Here is a 19,667-nt window from a genome sequence, read left to right on the forward strand (position 1 = left end):
CGCGGCGCGACGGGTGACATGTCCCGATGGACATGTCCTTTCATTTGCGGGCACCCCGCCCCGCCCGCAGTCGGGTGCGCGGCGGGATGTTCAAAGGGACATGTCCGAAATGCTCGGACATGTCCCTTTGGACATACGCTCACCAGGCGCGGGCGCGCCTGGCGGGGCGGGTCAGGCGGCCTCGTCGGGGCGCAGCCGCTCGAGGAACTTCAGGTCGAAGTCGAACCAGCGGTTCAGCGGCCACTTCGCCTCGGTCTTGCCCCACTCGATCATCTGCTTCAGCTTCTCGGGCAGCACGTCGGTGTGATGGGCAGCAGGGTCACCCCACGGGTGGATCGGCGGCAGCGGGGCGCGTCCGAGCAGCTCGAACACCAGGGTCGCGGCCTGCTCCGCGTCGATCTCGCCGGCTTCCCAGCGGTCGAACGTCGTGTCGGTGAAGCGGCGCATGTCTTCCAGCGGATCCTCGCCGGGCGCGGGCTCCAGCGGCAGCGGGTCGGCGTCGAGGAGGGCGAAGTCCGCCTTGTCGCCGCTCTCCAGGTACTTGAGGCAGACCCGGAACATGCGCAGATCGCCGAACAGGATGTTGATCAGCCACACGCGCAGGAACGCGTTCCAGGTCTCGAAGTTGGCGAACGAGCGGAACGAGTTGTGGACCATGCGATCGTTGTCGAGGAGCATCGCGTCCTGCAGCCGCCGCGGGTACTCGAAGCGGGCCGGGTCGAAGTCGTCGTCCTTCAGCGCCTGGATCAGCCGCGGCGCGAGCGCGTGGATCGTCTCGAACGTGTTGATCATGCCGCGCGAGTACAGCGCGTCGATGAAGCCGTGGGCGTGCGACAGGAGGAAGAAGCGCTTGCCCACGCTGTCGGTCGCGGTGAACTGCAGGCGGCCCGTGCCGACCCACGGCCGCGTGATCTCGGCGCCCTGCAGGTGGCGGGCGATGCTCGGGTAGCGGTTCACGACCTCCCAGAACTCCTGCTCCGGCGGGATGCCGCGCTGCGGGTACTTGCGCATGTCGAGCGTCAGGCCGACGCTGGTCAGGTCGCTCTCCGAGCCGGGCACGTTGTCGAAGCGGATGATCCAGAACCACCCGCCGTCGATCACGTGGTGCAGCGTGCCCTCGTAGTAGCCGCGCGTCAGGCCGGGCCGCTCGTGCGGGGCCATGATATCGTCGTAGCGTTGAAAGCCGCGCATGTGGGTGAAGATCGTGCGCGACTGGGTGCGCAGCGGCGGCACCTCCGGACGTAGCCCCATCCGCTCGGCCACCAGCGACTTGTGGCCGGTGCCGTCGCACAGGTAGCGGGCGTTGAACACCTCGCCCGTGGCGGTGCGCAGGACCACGCCGTCGTCGTTGAGCTCGAAGTCGACGACGTCGGTGCGCTCGCGATAATCCGTGCCGTACTTGATCGCTGCCTTCACCACGTAGTGGTCGATGTCGGCGCGGAACAGGTGGCTCTCGGAGGCCAGCGGCGTCGGCGGCGGCACCAGCAGGTGGCCCTTGTTCGGGTCCTGCGGCTGCCCCTCGTCGTGATAGAGGAACCCGAAGGTCTTCTTCACGCCGACGTTGCGGGTCACGTGGCGCAAGATCTTCTGCGTGCAGCTCAGGTGCTGGAGCTCCGGCACGTCGAACCGCTCGCCGAGGATCCACAGCAGCATCGAGCTCTGCGGCTGCATCGCCTCGCCGACGGCGAAGCGCGGGTGGGCGCCCTTCTCGAGCAGCAACACGCGAAAGCCCTGACGGGACAGGATCGCCGCCAGAGTCGAGCCGGCGATCCCGGCGCCGAGGATGGCGACATCGTAGGTTTGTGAATTCACGAGAGCCTCTCCAAGGTTTAGCGAATCGGCGAATCGTGGCAGATCGTCCGCGCGCTCGACTCGCCTCGTTGGGTCATGCAGAACGCGGAATCTTCCGAGATGCGCCGCGCGCAGTCAACGTCCCGCGGCCCCGACCCGGCCGGCAGGGTCGCCTTTCGCCCATCGTTCGCCTCCGAACCGCGGAACCGCGGCCGGTGGAACGCGGACCGGATCGCCAGGCCGAGACCTATCGCCGTCGCACCCACCCGGCCTTACGATGGCCCATTCACCGCGACCTCCCGATTCGTGGCACTCGAGCCGCAGCGGTCGAATGTCCGGCGAATCAGTCGATCTGCAGCTCCGGCGCGACCGCGCTCAATTCGCGCGGCGCCGGCTCCATCCGCTCGTGCGCGCCGCCCGGGCCGAGGACGAGCCGCCGCAGCGAACTCGACCAGGGCGCACGAACGAGCGGGCCAATCGCTTCGGACGGGAGCGCCCCACCGCTCAGGTGCAGCCGCTCGAGCCGGCGGAGGTGCGGCGCCCCCGCGAGCGGCGCGATACCGAGGGCATCAATGGGGTTACCGCGGAGCCACGACTCTCTCGGCGCCCCCAGGCGCGCTTCCGCCAGCGCGCGCAATCCCACGTCGCCGATCTTGTCGTCGCCGAGATCGAGCCCGGTGAGACCGGCGAGCAGCGGATGGGCGGCCAGCACGCACGCCCCCTCGTCGCCGATCCCCGCAGCGGCGGACCCGTACATCAGAGGATCTGCAGATCTGGCGCGACCGCCTGCAATTCGCGCAGCGCCGGGGCCTCCTCGGGCGTGCTCCACGCTCCGCAACGGAGCTGCTGGAGCGAGCCAAGCCACGGCGCGTGGACCAGCGGGCCGAGCTCGAACTCGATCTCCGGGCAGGTCAGGTGCAGGCGCGCCAGCCGGCGGAGGCGCGGCGCTGCTGCGAGCGCGGCCACGCCAGCGGCGCTGAGCTTGTTGTAGTTGCACCACAGCTCCCGCAAGCAGTCGAGGCGCCCCGCAGCGAGCGCGCACAGGGCCGCGTCGCCGAGCTTGTTGCCGCTGAGATCGAGCCCGGCGAGCCCGGCGAGCAGCGGCGCGCCGGCCAGGTGACGCACCCCCTCGTCGCCGATCCCCGCGGAAGCGAGGACGAGCTTCTGCAGCCGGGGCCACGGAGCCGACACGAGCGCGGCGACACCGTCGTCCCCGATCGCGTTCCAATCGAGAAGCAGCTCGCGCAGGCCGGCGAGGTGCGGCGCGGTCGCGAGGTGCATCGCTCCCTCCGGCCCGAAGCCCGTGTGCCGGAGGCTCAGCTTCTTCAGCCGGGTCACGTGCGTCGCCTTCGCCAGCGCCTCCGCGGCGTCGTCGCCCAGCGGGTTGTTGTCGAGCAGCAGGTGCTCGAGCCGGGCGAGCCATGGCTCCTCGAGCAGGCTCTCCGCGCCCCACCATTCGATGCCGTTGTCGCGCAGGTCGAGAATGGCGAGCTGCGTCAGGTGTTCCGACAGGGACAGCTCCTCGACCCCGTCGTCCTTCAGGTCGTTGTAAGCGAGCCGGAGCTCGCGCAGACCGGCGAGAGACTCGGCGAGACGGATCTCGTTTGCGCCGTCGATACCGATGGCGTTGTGGCTGAGGTCGAGCGTCCGCAGGTGCTGCAGCCCCTCGACGATCGCGCGAACACCCTCGGGCCCGATCTGGTTGTCGTACAGATCGAGCAAGGTCAAGTTCGGCAGGCCGCTCGCCACCGCCTCCGCGCCGCGCGGCCCGAGGTGGCTGGCGCCGAGCCACAGCTCGCGCAGACCCGCGAACTGCGGCGCCGCTGCCAGGGCGCGCGCCCGCCAGCCTGACCTCGTTCCACTGCAGGTCCAGCACGTGGAGGCGATTCAAGTGGCTCGCCGCCGCCAGCGCGAACACACCTTCGTCGCGGCAGGGGTTGCTGCTGCGGTCGAAGAACGAGCCGCCGAGCCACAGCTCGCGCAGACCGGCGAGGTGCGTCGCCGCAGCCAGCGCGCGCACCCCCTCGGTGCCGACCTGGCAGCTGCGCAGATCGAGCTTCGTCAGCCCGGCGAACTGGGTCGCTCCGGCCAGAGCGTGCCCGCCTTCCTCGAAGATCTCGTTGTCCCGCAGGCTCAGCTCGCGGAGGTGCGTCAGGTGGCTCGCCTCGGCCAGCGCGCGCGCGCCGGCGGGGCCGACGTCGTTCTTGTCGGCGCACAGGTCGAGCGCCGTGACCACGGCGAGCAGCGGCTCGCGCAGCACCGACGCGAGCGCCTGGGCGTCCTTCCCGAGCCCGCGCAGGTGCAGCGCCCGGACCGGCGCGCCGCGGACGAGCCGCTCACCGACCGCCGCCACTCGACCCGGCGCGAGCGATACGGCGTCGACGAACCCGCGCGCCCAGGTCGCCTCGCCGATGCGCAAGCCCAGCTCGTCGCACCACTCGTCCTCGTGAGCGGCGAGCAGCGCGTCGGCCCGCACCGTGAGCTCGTCGTCGTCGCCGCGGACCGCGGCACACTGCAGCTCGATGAACTCGCCGCGCGGGTCGCCGCGCTCGCGCAGTCGCCGGGCCAGAGCCAGTCGCGGCCCGTCGTCCTCGCTCGGGACCCGAAGCGCCATCAATTCATCTTCGGAGAGTCGCATCGACATCGCCGAAGTCAGGCAGGAGCCGCCGCAATTCGCCGCGGCCCACCACGCGCGGTCGGATCGCATGTCGCCGCGCGAGCGCGGATGCCGTCCAAGTATCGTGGCGCTCGCGGGTACGGGCAGCGGATCATGCGATGACCAGATCCGGCGCGACCGCCCGCAAGTCGCTCACAGTCGGCTCGTATCGCTCGTCGAGGGCGAACATCGCTCCGACGCGGAGGTAGTGAAGCGAGTGAAGCCACGGAGCACCGACCAGCGAGCAAAGATCCGCCGGCTGGAGCTCCCGATTGTCCAGGTGCAGGCGAAGCAGGCGGCGGAGGTGGGGCGCCGCCGCGAGCGCAGCGACCCCGGCCGCGGTGATGGGGTTCCTGCCGTCGAACCATAGCTCGCTCAGGGCATTCATGTGCGCCGCCGCGAGCGCGCGCAGGCCATCGTCGCCGATCTGGTTGCTGCTGAGATCGAGCCCGGTGAGCCCGGCGAGCAGCGCCGCGCCGGCCAGAGTACGCGCCCCCTCGTCACCGATCTCGGTGCCGGCGAGGACGAGCTTGCGAAGCCGGGTCCAGGGCCCCGACGCGAGCGCCGCGATTCCCTCGTCCTGCAGCGCGTTCCGATGGAGGAAGAGCTCCCGCAAGCAGGCGAGGTGTGGCGCCGAGGCGAGCGCCCGCGCTCCCGCCGGCCCGAGACCGCAGTGCGTGAGGCACAGCTGCTTCAGCCGGGTGATGTGCGTCGCCCTGGCCAGCGCCTCCGCTGCTTCATCGAACAGCAAATTGTCGTCGAGGATCAGGTGCTCGAGCCGGGACAGCCACTCCTCCGCGAGCAGCGCCTCGATGCCCTCCTGACCGATGCCGTTGTCGCGGAGGTCGAGGAGCTCGAGCCGGGTCAGGTGGCGGGCGGTCGACAGCACCGTCGCCCCCTCGTCGCCCAGCTTGTTGTAGGGCAGCCGGAGCTCGCGCAGGCCGGCGAGGGACTCGCCGTCGGCGATGATCTCCACGCCCTCGATGCCGATGCCGTTGTGGCTCAGGTCGAGGATCTGCAGGTGCTTCAGCCGGTTGACGATCGACCACACGCCTTTCGGCCCGATCTCGTTGTCGTACAGATCGAGCAACGTCAGGTTCGGCATGCCGATCGCCACCGCCTTGGCGCCGAGGGGGCCGAGGAAGCTGGCGCCGAGCCACAGCTCGCGCAGGCCGGCGAACTGCGGCGCCGCTGCCAGCGCGCGCCCACCCGGCAGATTGATGTCGTTCCACTGCAGGTCGAGGGTGACGAGGCGATTCAGGTGGCTCGCCGCGGCCAGCGCGAACGCCCCCTCGTCGCCGCAGGGTTCGCGGCCGCTGTCGAAGAACGTGCAGCCGAGCCACAGCTCGCGCAAATTGGCCAGGTGCGTCGCCGCTGCCAGCGCCCGCACGCCCTCGGTGCCGACCTGGCAACTTCGCAGGTCGAGCTTCGTCAGCCCGGCGAGGTGCGTCGCCCCGGCCAGAGCGAGCCCGCCCTCCTCGCAGATCGAGTTCTCGCGCAGCCGCAGCTCGCGGAGCTGCGTCAGGTGGGTCGCCTCGGCCAGGGCGTACGCGCCATCGGGACCGATGTCGTTGTGGTCGGAGCACAGGTCGAGCGCCGTGACCACCGCGAGCAACGGGTCGCGCAGCAACGCCTCGAACGCGTCGTCGTCGTCGCCGAGCCCGCGCAGGTGCAGCGCGCGGACCGGCGCGCCGCGAGCGAGCCGCTCGCCGATCGCCTCGACCCGACCCGGGACGAGCGACACGGTATCGACGAAGCCGCGCACCCAGGTCGCCTCGCCGACCCGCAAGCCGAGCTCGTCGTGCCACTCGTCCTCGTGGGCGGCGAACAGCGCGTCGGCCCGCGCGGCGAGCTCGTCGCGGGCGCCCTCGTCTTCGCTGCGGGCCGCGGCGCACTGCAGCTCGATGAACTCCCCGCGCGGGTCACCGCGCTGCTGCAGCTGCTGCGCGAGCGCCAGCCGCGGGCCATCGTCTTCGGGGCGAGCGCGGATGGCAGCCACTTGATCGTCGGAGAGCCGTGTCAACGTCGCCGAGTCTAGGCGCGAGCCGACGCGACCCGTCAAGCTCGAAAGCATGCGCGACCGAACCCGCGCGCCTCGAACCTCCGGGGCGCTCCGAGGCTCGAGGCGTGCTCGCTGCGGAACGACTGTGAAGGCCATGGACGGACCCCGAGGCCGTCGCGTCGTGCTGGCCGGAGAAGCAGTCGGACCTGACGTGAACCACTTCGTGCCGGGCGATGAGATCGAAGCTCGCGCGCGAGGCAGCCGCGACTCCTATGGCTTCGGCGCGAGCGACCGGCACGATTCGACGTGTCCCAGCGCGCATGCCCGCTCGCGCTGAGCGACTTCCGCCCCCACGCCCAGCGCGCTCGCCTCCAGGCACAGCTCCGCGTGGCCGGCGTCGCAGCCGATCCTCGCCAGCGTCCGCCGGGCCGCGAGCGACTCGGGCGTGGGCATGCCAGCCTGTGCGTCGGCGATCTCCAGCATCAGCAGCGCCGGCGCGCAGCAGCTCGCCTCGCCGGCCTCGCACGCGGTCGCCTGCGCGTCGCTGCCTGCGGCCGTGCAGCTGCGGATCGGCGAACATCCCTCGGGACCTTCGTTGCGCAGCCCCGCCGGGCAGCCGCTCGGCAGCGGCATCGGCTGGCAGAACTGCTGCTGCACGCAGGCGATCGCGCGTGACTGCAGTTGCGACAGCGCCGGGGTCTTCTGCGTCTTCCGCAGCAGCTTGCACATCTCGAGGTCGCCGGCGCGGGCGAACAGGGTCATCACCTCGATCTTGATGTCGGTGTGCTCGGGGCTGCCGATCCGGAACGTCTTGCCGCGAGCCACCAGCGCGCGCGCGGCCGCGGTCAACGCGTCCTTGCCGTCCAGGAACGGGGGCAGCGGTTCGCATCGCGTCTGCACCGCGGCGACAGCGGAGGCGGGAGCGGGCGATGCCTCGCCTCGGGCCAGGGTGGGCATCGCCGCGACCGTCGCCGCCGCGACCACCCACGGCCGCAGCCTCCGCGGCGGCCTAGTGGTCTCGGAAGCGCCGCGCGTGGGCCGGCGCGACGACAGCATCCTCAGAACAGGGGCAAGCAGGGACATCATGGTGATCCTCCAGCGATCGCCGGGCGCCTCGCCCGACGGCTCGCACCCGGGAGGTCCGGCGAGGTCGCCGGATCAATTGGATTTTTTTGGGCCCGCCCGGGCGCCGAAGCATCAGGCGCGAAAATAATCCAATTGTTCGGCCGCCTCGACGGACGCAGCAGTGCGAGCCCCGGTATCGTCCCCTCGCCCCTCGAGATGCTCCCCGCCGACACGAACACCGAGCTCGCCGATCGGCTGCTGCAGCGGCGGGTCAAGGCGCGGCTGTTCGGCGACCTCGACGTCTCGCCGCCGCCGCACGTCGGCCATTACCGGCTCGACCGCCGGCTCGGCAGCGGCGGGATGGGCATCGTCTACCGCGCGTACGATCCGGCGCTCGAGCGCCCGGTGGCGATCAAGCTGATGCACGCCGGCCTGCTGGGCGCGAGCGAACGGATCCGCCGCGAAGCGCGGGCGCTGGCGCGGCTCGCCCACCCCAACGTCGTCTCGATCCACGAGATCGGCGAGCACGACGGCCAGCTCTTCGTCGCCATGGAGTACGTCGACGGCGAGACCCTGACCGACTGGCTCGCGCGCCACCCCGTGCGCCCGCCTCCGGCGTGGCACCGCGCGCTGCCGCGGCTCACCGCCGTCGAACGCGGCGGCCCCGACCTGCGCCCCGTGCTGGAGCGCTTCATCGAGGCCGCGCGCGGGCTCGGGGCCGCCCACGCCGCAGGTCTCGTCCACCGCGACTTCAAGCCCGACAACGTGCTCGTCGGCCGCGATGGCCGGGTCCGCGTCGCCGACTTTGGCATCGCCAGCACGCAGGGCGCCGCCGTCGATCTCGCGATCACGGACGACATCGAGTCGCCGCTGTGCACCCGGACCGGCGAGCTCGCCGGCACCCCCGCGTACATGGCCCCCGAACAACTCGCCGGAGCGCCGGTCGACGCCCGCGCCGATCAGTTCGCCCTGTGTGTCGCGCTGTACGAGGCGGTCTGCGGCGCGCGGCCGTTCGCGGGCGCCGACCTGGCGAGCCTGCGCAGCTCGGTCCTCACGCGCGAGGCTCGCCCCGCGCCGCGCTGGGTGCCCGCGCCGCTGCGCGCAGTGCTCGCGCGCGGCCTGCAGCGCGACCCCGCAGGCCGCTTCCCCGACATGGCCGCCCTGATCGCCGCGCTCGAGCGTCTCCTGCGGCCACGCACCGCCCCGTGGGCGATCGCGGGGGTGCTCGTCGCCGCCGCCGTCGCCGCGAAGCTCGCCGCCACGACGACCGGACCCGCGCCGGAGGACACGGCCAACTCACCCGACGGGCCGACGCTCGTCGAGCGGCTGTGGGCCGCCGCCCCGGCGCTGTGCCTCCCGCGGCTGCCGTTCACGGGCGAGCCGAAGGCCGCCCTCGCGGCCGCCCGCGCGCGGATGAAGGCGCACCCGACCGACAGCGCGCCCTACCTCGCGGCCAAGATCGAGGCGATCGAGCTGCTGCTGCGCAGCGGCGAGACCGCGGCGTGCAAGCTGGCCGCGGCGACCCGCGAGGCCCCGCTCGACGCCGGTCAGGTCCACGCGCTCGCCTGCCTCGAGCGACGCTACTGCGCCGCGATCGCGACGGCCGCGCCGTGCCCCGAGGGCACCCGCAACGGCGGCCCGGACGGCTGCGAACCGATCGCGCGCTGCGACGCCCTGAGCACCGAGGCGCAGGCCCGGGCCTGCCTCGCCGGCGAGCCCGACTGCTGCAAGCACGCGCTGATCGTCGGCGAGTACATGGACCTCGAGGCCGGGATCGCCGGGACCGCGGAGTCGAAGGCGCGGCGACGGGAGCTCGCCGAGGCCGGCTGTGCGCACGGCTACGCCTGGCTGTGCGACCAGGCGGCGGCGCTCGACCCTGCTGGCCCGAAGGCCATGCGCGATCGAGCATGTTCTTTGGGCTACGCGGAGGCGTGCGCAAAGGCGGCCCTGTGAGCGACCGCGTCGACGGCGAGCTGCTGGTGGCCTGGCAGGCCGGCGATCGCAGGGCCGGCGCCGCGCTGTTCGACCGCCACTTCCGGGCGGTCGCGCGGTTCGTCCGCGCCAAGGTGTGGTCCGAGGACGAGGTCGACGACCTGGTCCAGACGACCTTCGTGGCCTGCCTCGAGGCGCCCGCGCGCTTCCGCGGCGAGGGCAGCCTGCGCGGCTATCTGCTCGGGATCGCCTATCACAAGCTGCAGAAGCTGTACGCCGAGCGGGCGCGGCGGCCGATCGACGTCGAGCAGGTCAGCGTGCACGACCTCGGCCCGGGGCCGAGCACCGCGCTGGCGCGCCGCGCCGAGCACCGGCTCCTGCTCGCGGGGCTGCGGCGGCTGCCGCTCCAGTTCCAGGTCGTGCTCGAGCTGTCGTTCTGGGAGGAGATGACCGCCGGGGCGATCGGCGCGGTGCTCGGGGAGCCGGAAGGCACCGTGCGCACCCGCCTGCGCCGGGCGAAGGAGCTGCTCGCCGTCCAGCTGCGACGGCTCCGCGCCGCGCCGGCGTTGCTCGAGAGCACCCTCGAGGACCTCGAAGGTTGGGCCCGCTCCCTGCGGGCCGAGCTGTGATTCGCCGGACACGGGGCGGCGCTCACTGCGGGACGACGGTGAACTTCTCCCAAGGGCCGACGTACGTCTGCTGCCGGACCTGCCAGCTCGTGTTCGCGTCGTTGGCCTGCAGGTAGCGGTTGTGATGCGTCAGGAAGGCCCAGGTGCCGTCCTCCTGCTCGACCGGCGTGAACGTCTCCCACGGGCCGATGAACGTCTGCTGCTTGGCGATCCACGAGCTGGCCTCGTCGTTGGCCTGCACGTAGCGGCTGTGCCAGGTCTTGAACGCGACCTCCTCGCCGTCGCAGTCGACCACGAACCGCTCCCAGTTGCTGAGGTTGGCCGACTGATCGACGACGTAGCTGTCGTTGGGGCCGCCGGCGCGGACGTAGCGGCCGTGGTGAGTCTTGAGCGCGATCGTGTCGCCGTCGTACTGGCCGCAGAAGCCGTTCGGCATCACGAAGCCGACCCAGTCGGTGCCGCCGAAGCGGCCGTTCGTGTCGGCGTAGTCGAGCCACTTCTTGCCGGTGCTGTCGTGGCAGTGGAGGTCGTCGCGGCCGTCCTTGTCGTAGTCGCCGGCCTCGATCTCCGCCCCGCCGTGGACGCACCAGGAGAGGGTGTACGACCAGTCGGCGCCCATGAACTGCGCGTTGCTGTCGGCGTAGTCGATCACCTTGTTGGCGTAGTTGTGGCACATCAGGTCGTCGCGGCCGTCGCCGTTGAAGTCGCCGATCAGCAGCTTGCCGCCGATGCACCAGCTCGCGGAGCGCGACCAGTCGGTGCCGCCAAAGCTGCCGTCGTAGTCGATCCACAGCCGGCCGTCCGCGGTGTCGTGGCACAGGTAGTCGGCCGCGCCGTCGCCGTCGAAGTCGCCCGAGTGCAGCTTCGCCCCGGTGTGCGTACACCAGTACGCGCTCGCCTGCTGGGTGCCGGCGCGCACGGTCTGCGACAGGTCGAAGAACTCGATGCTGGTGCTGAGGCCGTCCCACGAGGCGATCGTGTGCGAGTGGCTCTTGGTGCAGTTGGCCCAGCAGATCGGCCACGGGATCTTGTACTTGATGTCGAACGAGATGTCGCCCGAGAGGGTGGTCAGGACCGCCTCGGCGTACTCGCTGAACACCAGCTTGACGGCGTCGAGCGGGGCGAAGTCGACGTACTCGACCGAGACTGTGAACGGCACGTGGAGGTCGAGCAGGTCGAGCGTCGCAGTGATGCCGCCGCTGAGGTACTCGCTGTAGTGGACCGAAGTCCCGGCCTTGGCCGCCAGGTTGAAGAACGGCGTGACCGTGCCCGAGACCTCGACGCCCTCCTCGGTGGTGCCGGCGGTGATCGTGGTCTCCTCGGTGTCGATGCCGATCGTCGCGTCGATCCACAGGCCGGCGCTGACCGAGCCGCAGCCGTCGTCGAAGTTGACGCCGACCAGCGTCACGCTCTGCGTCAGCGTCGGGTCGATGTCGAGGCCGGCGGCGTCGAACATCTCCTGCAGCGACACCGGCACCCCGTCGGCCAGCTGGATCTCGAACTCGGGGATGAAGTCGGTCAAGAACACCGAGGCGCCCATCGCCACCCCGCCGCCGCCGAAGTCGTAGCCGATGAAGGTCGCGTAGATGTCGATCAAATTGACGTTGTTGTTGAAGACCGTCGCGTGCGCGTCGACGCCCGCCTCGAACCAGCTGCCCGCGCTGTGGACGTCGATGCCCTTGTAGGTCGTGGTCGGGCCGTCCGAGCCGTTGACGTCGAGCCAGGTCATGAAGCTGACGCCCGAGTAGCCGAACCCGTAGCTGCTGTTCGCGCCCCAGCTGTCGCCCCACGTCTCGGCGCTGCGCACCTTGCCGGCCGTGCGCGCCTGCACCGGCGGGCCCTCGGGGTCGACGACCTGGCGCACCACGGTGATCGGCAGCGTCCCGCAGTCGTCGGCGCGCGGCTCGGTCTCGCCGCGGTAGACCGCCTGGGCGAAGTCGGTCGCCAGACAGGTCACGAGCTCGAACTCCTGCACGCCCGCCCACTCGCCGGCGGCGATCGCCTGGCGGGTCGCGTCGTCGAGGTAGAGGGCGAGTCCGGTGGTCACGTCGCCGTAGCCGGGGACCTTGACCGGGGCGCGCTCGCCCGACTCGCCGCCCTTGCGCTGGATCAGCGCCCGCCCCGGCTCGCTCGACCCGCGCGGGCGGATCCGGCTGCCGATCTGCACGCGGCCGCGCTCCAGCCCCTTGCCCGCCGGCAAGCCCACGACCCGCGACAGCGCGCTGACGTTGAGGTCGGGCCGGTCGGCGGCGGGCTCCAGCGCGTGGCCCTCGGGGTCGACCGGCAGCATCACCACCACCGACGACAGGTTGAGCTCGCGCAGCTGCGCGTCCATGCCGGGGCTGTCCAGCAGCGCGTGGCGGGCCGTGCAATCGTCGCACGCGCGCTCGCCGAGCGCGGCGCCGGCGACCATCTCGTACTCGCTCCGGTAGCCGCCGACCTCTTCCACGTCGATCTCGCGGTCGCCGATCCGGTTCCACGGATCGAAGGCGACGAACAGCGCCAGGTCATCGCGGCCGGCCAATTCGTGGCAGGTCGCCGGGACCACGAACACGGCCTCGTGGGCGTAGCTCGCCGCGCCCTCGCCGGCGTGCGTCACCGGCATGGCCCCGAGAGTGCAACCGACGCTGCCGTCCTCGGCCCACAGGCCGACCACCAGCTCGGTGTCGAACGCGGCGCCGGTCAGCTCGCCGGCGACCGCCACGCGCATCGGATGCAGGAGATAGTTGCCGCCGTCGCTGGAGAGCTTCAGCGATGTGAGCGTCATGTGCTCGTTGCGGGCCTCGGCCGCCGCGGCCGGACCGAGGTCGTCGCAACCGGTGCTCAGCAGCAGAGGGAGGGTGAAGACGCCGAGGGTACGGGGGAGGATTGGCTTCGACATGGGATCACTCGCTTTGGGGGTATGAGAGGACGATGCAGGGGCCGCGCGCTCGCGCGGGCGGGAGGGACACGCTGGATGTCGACTGCGCCGGCCCTCGCGGCCGGCCGTGAATCGTGGGTTTGCAGCCGCGAGAAGCGCGGGCATGCGGTTTACCAATGCGGGAAATCGGTCCTCCGCGAAGGACGTGAGGACGGGCCTCGCGGTCGGCGTCCGGGCTGACGACGCCGACGTGCCGCGGCGCTGCAGGTGGCGCCCGGGCCAGGCGGAGATCAGCCGCTCCGGCGCTCGCGGTCAGCGTCCGGCCTGCCAGCGCGCCGGCGTGCTGCGGGCCAGCGTCGCCAGCCGCTGCGGGTCGCGCTCGGGGTCGGCGAGCTGCGCCTGCAGGTGCTCACGCAGCAGCGCGTCGGCCCGGGCGTCGCCGCGACGAGCTGCCTCGCCGAGCAGCGACACGGCCGCCCGCTCCTCGGCCACGTGCGCGCCGGCCAGGCGGGACCCGGCGAGTTCGATCATCGCATCGGTCGGCTCCCGGTCGGTCCGCCGGACGATCGTCGCGGCGGTCTCGAGCGCGCTGGTGCGAACGACCCGGTCGCCGTCGCCGAGCCGCTCCTCGAGCCGCGGATAGGCTGTCTCCGGGGACAGGTGACGCATGGCGTGGGTGGCGTGGCGGCGGATCGTCGGGCTGTCGTGATCGAGGTACGGGCGGATGTCGGCGGCCAGCGCCTCGTGCCCGGCGTTGCCGGCGGCCAGCAGCGCGTGGCCGAGCGGCTCGTCGTCGCCGCCGCGCTGCAGCCAGCCGCGGATCTCGGCCCGGGCCTGGGCAGCGATCTCGGGGCTGTGGGCCTCGCTGCGCTGGGCGATCGCGCCGAGCGCCAGGGCCATCGCGCCGCGCTCGACCGCGTGCAGGTCATCGCGCCCAGCGCTGCGGGCCACGACCTCGATCATCTCGGCGGTCGGCCGCTCGACCATCGCCAGCGCCTGGGCGGCGGCGATCTGGTGGGCCGGGTCGGGCCACCGATGCAGCACGCCGACCAGCGCGGCCTTGGCCTCGGCAGTGTTGGCCGAGCCGAGGGCCCAGAACAGGCCGGCGCGGGCGACCTGCTCGCCGGCGAATTCGCCGTCGCGCAGCAGCGCGAGCACGTCGCCGGTGCGCTCCGGGTTGGCCCGCAGCCAGTCGCGCAGAAGGCCGCCGTACTCGCCGAGCTTGCCGCCGGCGACGAGCTCGCGATAGCGGGCGAGCGCATCTCGCAGGGGCAGGTCGCGCAGCGCGTCGTCGAAGTCCTTGCTCGCGTCGCGCGGGCGCCCGGCCAGCACGCCCCAGCTCCAGCCGCCGTCGGCCAGCGCGACCTCGGGCGCGAACGCGGCCAGCGCGGCCCGCTGCGCCCGGGTCGCGCGGAAGTGGGTGCCGAAGCTGCGACCGGCGAGGGTGAACGACAGCTCGCGCTCGGCGCTCAGCGACTCGAACCACGCCGCGTCGGCGAGCTCGACCGCGATGGACGAGCCGACGATCTCGACGCCGACGGCGGGCCCGCGCGCCACGCTCTGGCCGAGCGTGAACGACACCGCCTCGCCGGTGAGCCGGCCGTCCTCGTAGTGGTACTTGGCCGCGTAGCGCCCGGTGGCGTCGAAGCCGGCGCCGACGTAGCTGGCGGCCCGGGTCGGGTCCGCCGGGGCCCAGAAGCCGAGCCCGGCCGCCAGCAGCTGCTGCTCGCGCGCGGCGTCGAGGTCGCCGGCGGTACGCCAGCCGAACTCGCGGATCGCACAGCGGGCGTCGACGCGGATCAGGAAGATGTCCGAAAGGGCAGGTGACGCGGCGGTCTCCGGCGCCTCGCCGCCGATCACCCGCGCGCCGCGGTCGGTGATCCGCGCCGCCAACACGCTCGCGCCGTCGTCCTCGCCGTGGAGCGCGAGCAGGTCGAGGTGCCAGCGCCGCTCGACGTGATGCGCCTCGGGCGGCGAGGCCTCGACCTGGGCGTGCGCGCCGGCGTCGATGCCGTCGGTGACGCGAGCGAAGTCGATCTCGACGCGGGTCTCGCCGACCACGTCGTAGGCCATGCGCGTGCCCGCGGCGAAGCGACAGGGCGCCTCGACCTCGCCGGCGGAGCGGCCGAACAGGCCGGCGCGGACCGGCGCGAGGCGGTCGGCGACGACTGCGTCGACCGTCGGCGCGAAGCTTCGCCTCGCGCCCTGCACGGCCCACACTGCGCCGGCGACGAGCGCGAGGGTGGTCAGACGACGCAGCGCCAGGCGCCGGGTGGGTCTCTCGTCATGAAGCGGCATCACCGACCTCATGAGCAACCGACGTGCCAGCGAGATCACTGGCTTTTTCGCCCGCCGGGGCGCCTCTGCGGCGAGTTCCGCCGGAGGCCCGGCGGAACCTGCCGGCCGGTCGCGGACCGGCGCGCCTCAGCCGGCCGCCGCCTTGCGCAGCGCGGCGATGTCGATCTTCTTCATCTGCATCATCGCCGCGGTGGCCCGCTGCGCGCGGACGGGATCAGGATCCTCGAGCACCTCGAACAACGCGTCGGGCACGATCTGCCACGACACGCCGAACTTGTCCTTGAGCCAGCCGCACTGCTGCGCCCGCGGGTCGCCGCCCTCGCCGAGGCGCTCCCAGTAATGGTCGACCTCGGCCTGCGTCTCGCAGTGCACCACCAGCGAGATGGCCTCGGTGAACTTGAACTGCGGGCCGCCGTTGAGCGCGCCGAACTCGACGCCGTCGAGGGTGAAGCCCACCGTCATGACCGAGCCCGGCTTCGGCATGCCGGGGATGCTGCTGTCCTGGCTGTAGCGCGTGATCTTGCCGATGCTCGAGCGGGGGAAGATCGAGGTGTAGTAGTTCGCCGCCTCCTCGGCCTGATGGTCGAACCAGAGGAAGGTGGAGATCCGCTGCTTGATCGTGGCTGCCATGGTGATTCCTTCGTGATGTGGCGTGGGATGAACCCCGGCCCTGCCTGGGCGGCACCTCGGCCGTGCTCACGACATGAGTCGTTTCTGCGGCGCCGCTTTCGACACGGACCCGAAAAAATTTTCCGCGGCCGATTCGCCGGCAGAGCCCGCCAAGCGCACAATGCGCAATCCCGCGCCGCGCCCGGAGACGCACCAAGCCTCGCGTGCCAGCGGAGCCTGCAGCCCTCTCGCGTCACACGATCGCGCCGCGTCAGTCCATCGCCGCGAGCTCGCGCTCGAGCTGCGCCTCGTGCTCGTCGCGCGGGCGCTCGGGTCGCCGCGGAGGCGGCTCGTCCGGCGCGCGCGGACCCTCCGGCGGCTCGCCTCGCCGCACGCGCTCGAGGTCGGCGACCAGCGCCTCGCCCTGCCGCGGATCGACGAGGACGAGCGTCGAGATCCGTCGCCGCCTGGTCCCCTCGCGCAGCTCGATCACCATGCCGCGCGACACTTCTGCCACCGGCAGCACCGTGAACCTGTAGCGGACGATCACGCGGTCGACCTTGAGCTGCAGCCCGGCGCTCGTGAAGCGGACCGGCGCGCCGCGCCCGTCGGGCACCTCGACGTGTGCAGTGCCGACGCGGAGCTCGCCGCGCGCGCGGTACTCCGGCGTGGCCAGGAGATAGACCACCGGCGCCGCGACGATCAGGCCGCCGAGGCCGAAGATCGTCCACGAGTAGAGGCCCCGGGCCAGCACGAGCCCGCACAGATAGCCCACCATGATAGCGAGCGCGAACAGCACGCCGACCACCAGCCAGTACGCGCTCGGGGTGCGGACGGGATAGGCGACCGGGTCCATGGACTTCTCAGCCTAGCGGACTAGCGCGACGACGTCACTGCGTCGCGGGCGATCACGGTCCAGTCGTCGGAGCCGTGCCCGCGAGCGAGGTACGCGTCCATCAGCGCCGCGATCGCCGGCAGCACCGCCAGAGTCCGCTCGGCGTGGCTCGCCTCGTCGAGCATCAAGCGCGCGTCCTTGCGGGCCATCGCCAGCTCCCACGACGCTCGCTCGAAGTCACCGGCGAGCATGCGCTCGGCCCGGGCCCCGACCGACGCGCCGGGGTTGAAGAAGGCGAACAGCTCGGCCGCCTGGCGCGGATCGACGTCCAGCGCGCGGGCCAGGTTGAACACCTCGGCCACGCCGCTGGTGAGGAACATGAGGAACAGGTTGCCGAGCAGCTTCATGCACGCCGCCTGGTCGGGGCGCTCGCCGAGGTCGACCAGCTTGCCGGTCATGCGCTGGAGGTGAGGCGTCACCGCGGCGACGCGCGCACGCTCGCCGCTGACGAGCATCACCCCGGTCGCGTCGAGCGTGTTCTGCGGGCCCATGAACACCGGCGCGTGCACGAAGCGCAGCCCGCGTTCGTCCCACCGCGCCACGCGAGCGCGCGTGCCGGTCGGCGACGTCGTCGTGTGATCGACGATCGTCCCCTCCGGCGCGAGCGTCGGCCGCACCCGCTCGAGCACCTCGTCGACCGCCGCGTCGTCGGACAGGACGAGGTGGACCCGCTCCGCCCCGCGCACCGCCTCGGCCGGATCGGCGAACGCCCGCGCCCCGTCGGCCGTCAGCGCCTCGGCCTTCGCGGGCGAACGATTCCACACGTGGACGGTCTCGCCGCGCCGCAGGAGCGCGCGCACGAAGCCTGCGCCGAGGAGTCCGGTGCCGAGGAACGCGATCATGGCGGGGTTTTACACCCGCGCAGGCCGCCCCGCGAGCGTCCGCGCCCGCCGGCCGCGGCGCGACGGCAGCGCCCGACGAAGACGCTACCCTCCCTTCATGCGACCTGCGCCGACGTTCCTCGCCTCGCTCGACGACGCAGTCGAGCTCCTGCTCGCGCGCGTGCCCGGCCCGCTCCACGTCGGCGCGCCGCTCGGCCTCGGCAAGCCGCACCGCCTGCTCAACGCGCTCTACCACAAGATCGCCGCCGACCCCGCGGGGCCGCTCCACCTCTACACCGCCCTCTCGCTCGAGCCGCCCGACCCCGGCGACGGCCTGCAGGCGCGCTTCCTGGCCCCGTTCGTGCGCCGTCACTTCGGCGACGACTTCCCCCGCCTCGCCTACGTCGACGCGCTGCGCCGCGACGCCCTGCCGCCGCACATCGAGGTCGAAGAGTTCTACCTGCAATCCGGCGCATTGCTCGGCGCACCGGCGGCGCAGCGGCGCTACACCAGCCTCAACTACACCCACGTGGCGCGCGCGCTGGCCGAGCGCGGGCTCAACGTCGTGGTGCAGAAGGTCGCGCGCGAGCCCGGCGACGGCGAACCGACGCGCCTGTCGCTGTCGTGCAACACCGACGTGACGCTCGACGCCCTCGACGCAGTGGCCGCGCGCGGCGGCTCGCGCCCGCTGTTGGTGGCCGAGATCGATCCGGCCCTGCCCTGGCTCGGCGGCAGCGCTGCGGTCCCGGTCGACTTCTTCGACCTCGTCGTCACCCCGCCGGGCCCGCACCCGCCGCTGTTCGGCCTGCCGCGCCAGCCCGTCGGCGACGCCGACTACGCGATCGGCTTCCACGCCAGCACTCTCGTGCGGGACGGCGGCACCCTGCAGATCGGCATCGGCGCGCTGGCCGACGCGCTGAGCCACGCGCTCGTGCTGCGTCACACCGATAATCCGACCTACCGCCAGATCTTGCGCGACCTCGGCTCGCCCCACGCCGACGACCCCGCGCTCGCGCCGTTCGTCGCCGGCCTGTACGGCTGCAGCGAGATGGTCAACGAGGGCTTTCGCCGCCTCGTGCAGGTCGGCGTCGTGGGGCGCAAGGTCGTCGACGACCTCGCGTTGATGCAGCGCCTCGAAGGTGGCTCGGCCGACGCCGACGATCGGGCCCGGCTCGCGCGCGACGGCGAGTACCTGCACGGCGCGTTCTACCTCGGCTCGCCCGAGTTCTACGCCTGGCTGCGCGCGCTGTCCGACGCCGAGCGGCGCGCGATCGGCATGCGCCGCGTCAGCGCGATCAACGACCTCGACGGCCGCGACGAGCCGCTCAAGCGGCTGCAACGCCGCGACGCCCGCTTCTTCAACACCTGCATGATGGCGACCGCTCTCGGCGCCGCGACCTCCGACGCGCTCGACAGCGGCCGCGTCGTCTCCGGCGTCGGCGGCCAGTACAACTTCGTCGCCATGGCCCACGCCCTGCCCGACGCGCGCTCGATCTTGATGCTGCGCGCCACTCGCGACAGCGGCGGCCGCTCCACCTCCAACGTGGTGTGGAGCTACGGGCACACGACCATCCCCCGCCACCTGCGCGACCTCTACGTCAGCGAGTACGGCGTCGCCGACCTGCGCGGCCGCGCCGACGAGGACTGCGCGATCGCCATGACCGCGATCGCCGACGCCCGCTTCCAGGCCGGCCTCGTCGCCGCGGCCCAGGCGAACGACAAGCTGCGGCGAGGCTTCGAACCGCCGGCGCGCTGGGCCGAGAACACGCCCGAGGCCCTGCGCGAGCGCCTGGCCCCCCACCGGGCCGCCGGCGCCCTGCCCGACTACCCGCTCGGCAGCGACTTCACGCCCGTCGAGCAGCGGCTGGCGAAGGCGCTGGGTTGGCTCAAGGCCCACGCCGATCACAAGCTGCAGATCGCAGTGCGAGCGATGACCGGCGCGGCGAGCGAAGACGTCGAGGCGCTGCAGCGCATGCAGCTCGATCGCCCGCAGGGCCCGCAAGAGTGGCTGCAGTCGCGGCTCCTCGGCCTCGCGCTGCGCATGACCGCGTGAGCGCCGACCGCCGCCCGGGCCCGCGCGCCCCAACCTGTCCCATCGGACATGCCAAG

The 19,667-nt window shown here is 72.3% G+C and carries 14 protein-coding genes; 4 read left to right on the top strand and 10 right to left on the bottom strand.

What is annotated here, in order from left to right; all coding sequences use genetic code 11:
- Nucleotides 1-171: 171 nt before the first annotated feature.
- The 3 genes from OV090_RS33970 to OV090_RS33980 form a co-directional block, all read right to left on the bottom strand.
- On the bottom strand, nt 172-1,812 hold the full coding sequence (locus OV090_RS33970; RefSeq protein WP_267708838.1) for an NAD(P)/FAD-dependent oxidoreductase: 1,641 nt from the start codon (nt 1,810-1,812) through the stop codon (nt 172-174).
- A 322-nt stretch (nt 1,813-2,134) separates the two neighbouring features.
- Nucleotides 2,135-2,548 carry a hypothetical protein gene (locus OV090_RS33975; RefSeq protein WP_267708839.1) on the bottom strand — a complete coding sequence of 138 codons (414 nt, stop codon included), beginning with the start codon at nt 2,546-2,548 and terminating at the stop codon, nt 2,135-2,137.
- A complete protein-coding gene (locus tag OV090_RS33980; RefSeq protein ID WP_267708840.1) occupies nt 2,548-3,519 on the bottom strand; it encodes a hypothetical protein in 972 nt (323 codons plus the stop codon). The genes OV090_RS33975 and OV090_RS33980 overlap by 1 nt, the downstream gene beginning before the upstream one ends.
- Nucleotides 3,520-3,667: 148 nt before the next feature.
- Here OV090_RS33980 and OV090_RS33985 point away from each other — a divergent pair, with 148 nt between their 5' ends.
- A complete protein-coding gene (locus OV090_RS33985; RefSeq protein WP_267708841.1) occupies nt 3,668-4,570 on the top strand; it encodes a hypothetical protein in 903 nt (300 codons plus the stop codon).
- Here the strand turns inward: OV090_RS33985 and OV090_RS33990 are convergent.
- Together OV090_RS33990 and OV090_RS33995 are read right to left on the bottom strand one after the other, a co-directional pair.
- Entirely contained in the window at nt 4,560-6,470 is a 1,911-nt protein-coding gene (locus OV090_RS33990) for a TIGR02996 domain-containing protein (RefSeq protein WP_267708842.1), read from the bottom strand. The genes OV090_RS33985 and OV090_RS33990 overlap by 11 nt on opposite strands.
- Before the next feature lie 249 nt (nt 6,471-6,719).
- Nucleotides 6,720-7,535, bottom strand: a complete 816-nt coding sequence (locus tag OV090_RS33995) for a hypothetical protein (RefSeq protein ID WP_267708843.1) — start codon at nt 7,533-7,535, stop codon at nt 6,720-6,722.
- A gap of 132 nt (nt 7,536-7,667) precedes the next feature.
- Between OV090_RS33995 and OV090_RS34000 the strand changes: the two genes are divergently transcribed.
- Nucleotides 7,668-9,467, top strand: coding sequence for a serine/threonine-protein kinase (locus tag OV090_RS34000; protein WP_267708844.1), 1,800 nt, complete (start codon nt 7,668-7,670; stop codon nt 9,465-9,467).
- Entirely contained in the window at nt 9,464-10,075 is a 612-nt protein-coding gene (locus tag OV090_RS34005; RefSeq protein ID WP_267708845.1) for an RNA polymerase sigma factor, read from the top strand. Before OV090_RS34000 ends, OV090_RS34005 begins: the two co-directional genes overlap by 4 nt.
- Before the next feature lie 22 nt (nt 10,076-10,097).
- Here OV090_RS34005 and OV090_RS34010 read toward each other — a convergent pair whose 3' ends face one another.
- From OV090_RS34010 to OV090_RS34030, 5 genes are all read right to left on the bottom strand, one after another.
- Nucleotides 10,098-12,956 (bottom strand): esterase, encoded by a 2,859-nt coding sequence (locus tag OV090_RS34010; RefSeq protein ID WP_267708846.1) that lies wholly within the window; start codon nt 12,954-12,956, stop codon nt 10,098-10,100.
- Between the two features lie 291 nt (nt 12,957-13,247).
- Nucleotides 13,248-15,233, bottom strand: a complete 1,986-nt coding sequence (locus OV090_RS34015) for a HEAT repeat domain-containing protein (RefSeq protein WP_267708847.1) — start codon at nt 15,231-15,233, stop codon at nt 13,248-13,250.
- A gap of 126 nt (nt 15,234-15,359) precedes the next feature.
- Nucleotides 15,360-15,863, bottom strand: a complete 504-nt coding sequence (locus OV090_RS34020) for a VOC family protein (protein ID WP_267708848.1) — start codon at nt 15,861-15,863, stop codon at nt 15,360-15,362.
- A gap of 250 nt (nt 15,864-16,113) precedes the next feature.
- Entirely contained in the window at nt 16,114-16,698 is a 585-nt protein-coding gene (locus OV090_RS34025; RefSeq protein ID WP_267708849.1) for a hypothetical protein, read from the bottom strand.
- A 20-nt stretch (nt 16,699-16,718) separates the two neighbouring features.
- Entirely contained in the window at nt 16,719-17,579 is an 861-nt protein-coding gene (locus OV090_RS34030; protein ID WP_267708850.1) for an NAD(P)-dependent oxidoreductase, read from the bottom strand.
- Between the two features lie 97 nt (nt 17,580-17,676).
- Here OV090_RS34030 and OV090_RS34035 point away from each other — a divergent pair, with 97 nt between their 5' ends.
- On the top strand, nt 17,677-19,611 hold the full coding sequence (locus OV090_RS34035; protein ID WP_267708851.1) for an acetyl-CoA hydrolase/transferase C-terminal domain-containing protein: 1,935 nt from the start codon (nt 17,677-17,679) through the stop codon (nt 19,609-19,611).
- The last annotated feature ends 56 nt before the right edge of the window (nt 19,612-19,667 follow it).

Source organism: Nannocystis sp. RBIL2 (assembly GCF_026626745.1).
GTDB lineage: Bacteria > Myxococcota_A > Polyangia > Nannocystales > Nannocystaceae > Nannocystis.